Source organism: Rahnella sp. P4_A8 (assembly GCF_056402435.1).
Map to the genome: position 1 here is coordinate 1 of NZ_JBFUHK010000128.1, position 4515 is coordinate 4515.

Here is a 4515-nt window from a genome sequence, read left to right on the forward strand (position 1 = left end):
GTGAAGTCTCCACCGTCTTCATCTTCGCCTTCTGATGTTTCCAGCTTACCCACATCAGCCGCTATAGAAGAAATGGCGGCAGCCATTCTTGGGTAAAGCTGTCGCGGCACTTTCTGCGGGTCAGCGGGATCGGGCGGAGCCAGAGGGCAAGTTTGTACGGGAAGCTTGATGTGGCCTGGTTCATCAGTGACTTTTTTATTGTAATTCTCCGGGTCATTAACAATGACATCATTGGTACCGGTGTCCTTTTTATTGCCAAAGGATTGGTAGGAAACCACTGGACTGGTCATTAATGCGACGACATTCCCTTTTTCCGGGTCAAATGCCTCACCTTCGAAAATGACATTGGCCATCAATGTACCTGTGACAATCTGATTATTCGCATTTTTAGCCGTCAGATGCATCACACCCTCATCCTGATTGCGTCCTGAGCCGTTTTCAACTTCAAGACAGTGAGTCATCATATTTTCTTTATAATTCCAGCACAGTTTATTTACACCGACTGAGCCGTCCGGCTTGACGTTTTTCCCCACGCCCGCCTTGAAACTGAAACGGACACCCAACTGCGCGATATTTTGATTCATATCGTCCAGATACGAAGCCATGCTTCCAAACGGAATAGCACTATCCGTGGCCTTGGCATTATTTGTTTTTAACAACTTCCAGCCGGTACCAAAGTTTGTGGCTTGTGTATTTTTTTCATCGTTACGATAGAGATAGTCGGCCTGAATGAACGTCAGATCGTAATGGGAAAATGCCTTGCTAAAGGCGGTGGCATAATTTTCGATGGAAAATTTATCAACATCACTTTTTCCATTACGTCCTGGATGAAAACTGATGAAAAAATCGACCTGATCAATCGCCCGCGAGTTATCCGGGCCGATCAGATCGACACGTTCGAGCACCAGATATTTATCCTGACTGTCCGGAGGTTGCTTACAGGGTAAGTCCTCCGTATTGAATTCGTCATCTGCAACTTTCTGATTAGTTGAGCTGTAGCAGCGGTGACTGGTGAAATAACCTCGTGCCTGAGTATTGTCCCATTTAATGTAATCATTCTTATCACTCGGTTCTTCATTTGGCTTATTATTAAAACGCGTGGCGTAAGCTTTTCCTTTTTCATCGGAAGTTAAAATGTCAGGGTTATAGAGAGGGTTAACGATAAAATCTAATTCACCATCCGCATCGACATCGGTGGTTAGTTGAATGTTATCTTTATTTACAAACTGTAAAAAGCCATGAATTTCACCTGCAAGTATATTGGTCAGATTTTCCCTTGCAACTGATTCGATTTGTTTTTTCTTATACAGGGAGAATGAGGTGAATACGACACCCATAATGCCCATGACGATAATCATTTCCAATAAGGTAAACCCTTTACTGTTTCTTACCCCTGGCATACACATTCTCATCATTTCAACGTCATCGAAAATGAGCCTGCAACAATAATCGCGGCAGGCTCCTGTTTTAATAAAGGATAGTTTTAACGCTTTACTTATTTACTGCCTAACACCAGCGCGTTGTCTGAACCGACGGAGCTATCACAAAAACCAGTGCCAACAATGGTTTCTGGAGTTAATTTGTCTTCAGTCAGCGTCTTAAGAATCGGCGCTGTAGCTGTGCCTGATAATGACGTTGGCGCCGATGCTAAATCTCCACCTGCAGCAACTTGCGCGGAAGCAACATAGTCCCATTGCCCGCCAATTTGAGATGCAATATTACGACAATCTTCTGTATCAAGACCATTAATAACAAGGTAGAAACCTTTCATCTTCGTATCAGCAGTCGCGTACTTAACACCACCCAATTCGAACGGGTCGTTTGATATACCATTGAAAGCTTCTCCAACGGAAATTTTACCCATTTTAACCAGAGTCGAAATGATTGAGCCTGTTGTATCGGTTGCACTACCGATATCCGATTTAGTCAGTGACGCTGCAGACGCAGTAGCCGGATATTCAGCGCTGTCTTTATAAGCTTCTGTTGTCCCCACACGGACTGAGTTAGTATTATCGGCTAATTCACTGATATCCTGTGCTGTGAAGGCACGGTTTGCCAACACAACTACACCCGCTGCAATAATACCGATAATGCCCAGAACGATGATGATCTCCAGTAAGGTAACACCACGCTGTTTTTTAAGTTCCTGATACTGATTTGCTTTACGCTTTAATGCAGTAATTGCATTTTTCATACCTTAATCCTTAGGCTTGAAATAAATTTTATAAATCACGTAGTAATACGATCCCGCTGGAATAGAGCAAGATTCTTATAAATAAGAAATATATAGACTAACGTCTTAATGTTGTTACTAACGTTTTAAAGGCAGTAGTTCATGGCCATTCCCTTTATAAAAAATCAATCCCATTAACCAGCGCCGGAAATCATAGAGCAAAAAAAAGAATGCGTATAGATAATAAATCGGATCAAACGAATTAAATGTTATTCATATGAACTATTAGGGGGTGTTAATAATAAGATCATTTTGATGAATATTATATATATAGTCATTGCCTGACTTCTAAATATAAATTTTAGTGATCATTCCGGGTTGGCTTTCACATGAGGAAAAGGTGTTTTTTGTACAGTGTTATCAATTGGATAGAAGGTTTTTTATTCCTTTTCTCTATCCATTTTTTCGAGTGAGTCTGTCGGGTAATGGCTGCTGTCAGATAGCTCATTTATTACGTATTTCCGTAACTCTTTTTATGGAATAATGTCATTTGAGCATTTAAAAAATGCCGGACAGGTTGCCCTGCGCGGCGTTTTATTTTCTTCGTATTCCTCAAAATTCATACCGGCATATCAATTAATAGTGCGCGTAACGGTGTAATGGCAGAAACCGTCAGGCTGTTTTCCTGATGGATAAACGCGCCATCGCCACAGGCTAGTTTTTGTAGCTCGCGGCTGACCGAACCCTGCGCATCAATCTGCCCGTGAATTGATTGCAAATAGGCGCGTGGTCCACGAACCGGCAATGTTATTGCTTCACCCGCCGCCAGTGTCAGTTGATGGATCCACACGTTTTGCCGCAGTTGCAGGCTGCCCTTTTCCCCGTCTGGTGAGGCCAGCAGGAAATGCGTCGCCTCCGGCAGTACCATTTTCTGCGTTAACGGATTCTCGTGTTCAGGACAGGCATCCAGCCACAGTTGCATTCGCGTCAGGGGCTGGGTGGTGCTGGTGTTCAGTTCGCTGTAACTGACATTCGCCTGCGTCGACAGCAACGCTGCTTCACCGGCGCTGACCTGCATGCTGTTGCCTTCGCTGTCGCGGTATTCCGCCGAACCCTGCAACACCAGATTCAGCACATCCACGCGCGGATACGTGCGCGGCTGGAAACTGGCGCCGGGTGACAGCACTTCCTGATTCAGGACGCGCAGGGAAGCGTAGCCCATCAGCTTGGGATCAAAGTAATGGCCGAAGGAAAATGTATACCGTGCCTGGAGCCAGCCAAAGTCAGCGCTACCGCACTCTTTTGCCGTTCTGCTGGTAATCATGGCGGTCGCCTCTCTTAAAAATTTCGATGTATAAATGGTAAGCGTCTGGACGTGTGATTGTTAGCCAGTTAATCTGGTCGCTATATTCAAATTTCCTGAAAGAGAAGAGAATGGCTAAGGATCGCGCACTCACACTGGAAGCATTACGGGTCATGGATGCGATTGACCGCAGGGGGAGTTTCGCCGCTGCCGCCGATGAGCTGGGCCGCGTCCCGTCGGCATTGAGCTACACCATGCAGAAACTTGAAGAAGAGCTGGATGTGGTGTTATTTGACCGTTCAGGTCATCGGACAAAATTCACCAATGTTGGCCGGATGTTGCTCGAACGTGGACGAGTATTGCTGGAAGCCGCAGATAAACTGACAGTGGATGCCGAAGCACTGGCCCGCGGTTGGGAAACGCACATCACCATCGTGTGTGAAGCGTTATCGCCCGCTGCGCAGTTGTTCCCGCTGATTGAAAAGCTGGCGCTGAAAGCCAATACGCAGGTGTCCCTGTTAACCGAAGTGCTGGCCGGTGCGTGGGAACGTCTCGAGCAAGGCCGGGCGGATATTGTGATCGCGCCGGATATGCATTTCCGCTCTTCCACCGAAATTAACAGCCGCAAGCTGTATAAGCTGGCCAGCATATACGTGGCCGCRCCGGATCACCCGATCCATCTTGAAGCGGAGCCGCTGTCTGACGTTAGCCGGGTTAAATACCGCGGGATTGCCGTGGCGGATACCGCCCGTGAGCGCCCGGTATTAACCGTTCAGTTGCTGGATAAACAGCAGCGTCTGACGGTCAGTACCATCGAAGAGAAGCGTAAAGCCTTGCTGGCGGGATTAGGCGTGGCGACGATGCCTTATCCGATGGTCGAGAAAGATATCGAGGAAGGGCGATTGCGGGTGGTGAGCGCGGAATATAACCGTGAAATCGACATTATTATGGCGTGGCGCCGCGACAGCATGGGCGAGGCAAAAGCCTGGTTCCTGCGCGAAATCCCTAAGCTGCTGGCTACGCGGGACGTGAAGTAATG

General features: G+C 46.8%; 4 protein-coding genes. 1 reads left to right on the forward strand and 3 read right to left on the reverse strand.

Going from position 1 to position 4515, the window contains the following annotated elements:
• The 3 genes from AC1DUO_RS23485 to AC1DUO_RS23495 all read right to left on the reverse strand — a co-directional run.
• The coding region (locus AC1DUO_RS23485) for a type II secretion system protein (RefSeq protein ID WP_477989006.1) at positions 1–1358 on the reverse strand (1358 nt) is incomplete at its 3' end.
• Between the two features lie 137 nt (positions 1359–1495).
• Positions 1496–2194, reverse strand: coding sequence for a prepilin-type N-terminal cleavage/methylation domain-containing protein (locus AC1DUO_RS23490; protein ID WP_013577215.1), 699 nt, complete (start codon positions 2192–2194; stop codon positions 1496–1498).
• A 598-nt stretch (positions 2195–2792) separates the two neighbouring features.
• Positions 2793–3497, reverse strand: a complete 705-nt coding sequence (locus AC1DUO_RS23495; protein WP_119262133.1) for a pirin family protein — start codon at positions 3495–3497, stop codon at positions 2793–2795.
• 110 nt (positions 3498–3607) lie between these two features.
• Between AC1DUO_RS23495 and AC1DUO_RS23500 the strand changes: the two genes are divergently transcribed.
• The gene (locus AC1DUO_RS23500; RefSeq protein ID WP_013577213.1) at positions 3608–4513 is read left to right on the forward strand and encodes a LysR family transcriptional regulator; all 906 of its coding nucleotides are present in this window, start codon (positions 3608–3610) and stop codon (positions 4511–4513) included.
• Positions 4514–4515: the final 2 nt, after the last annotated feature.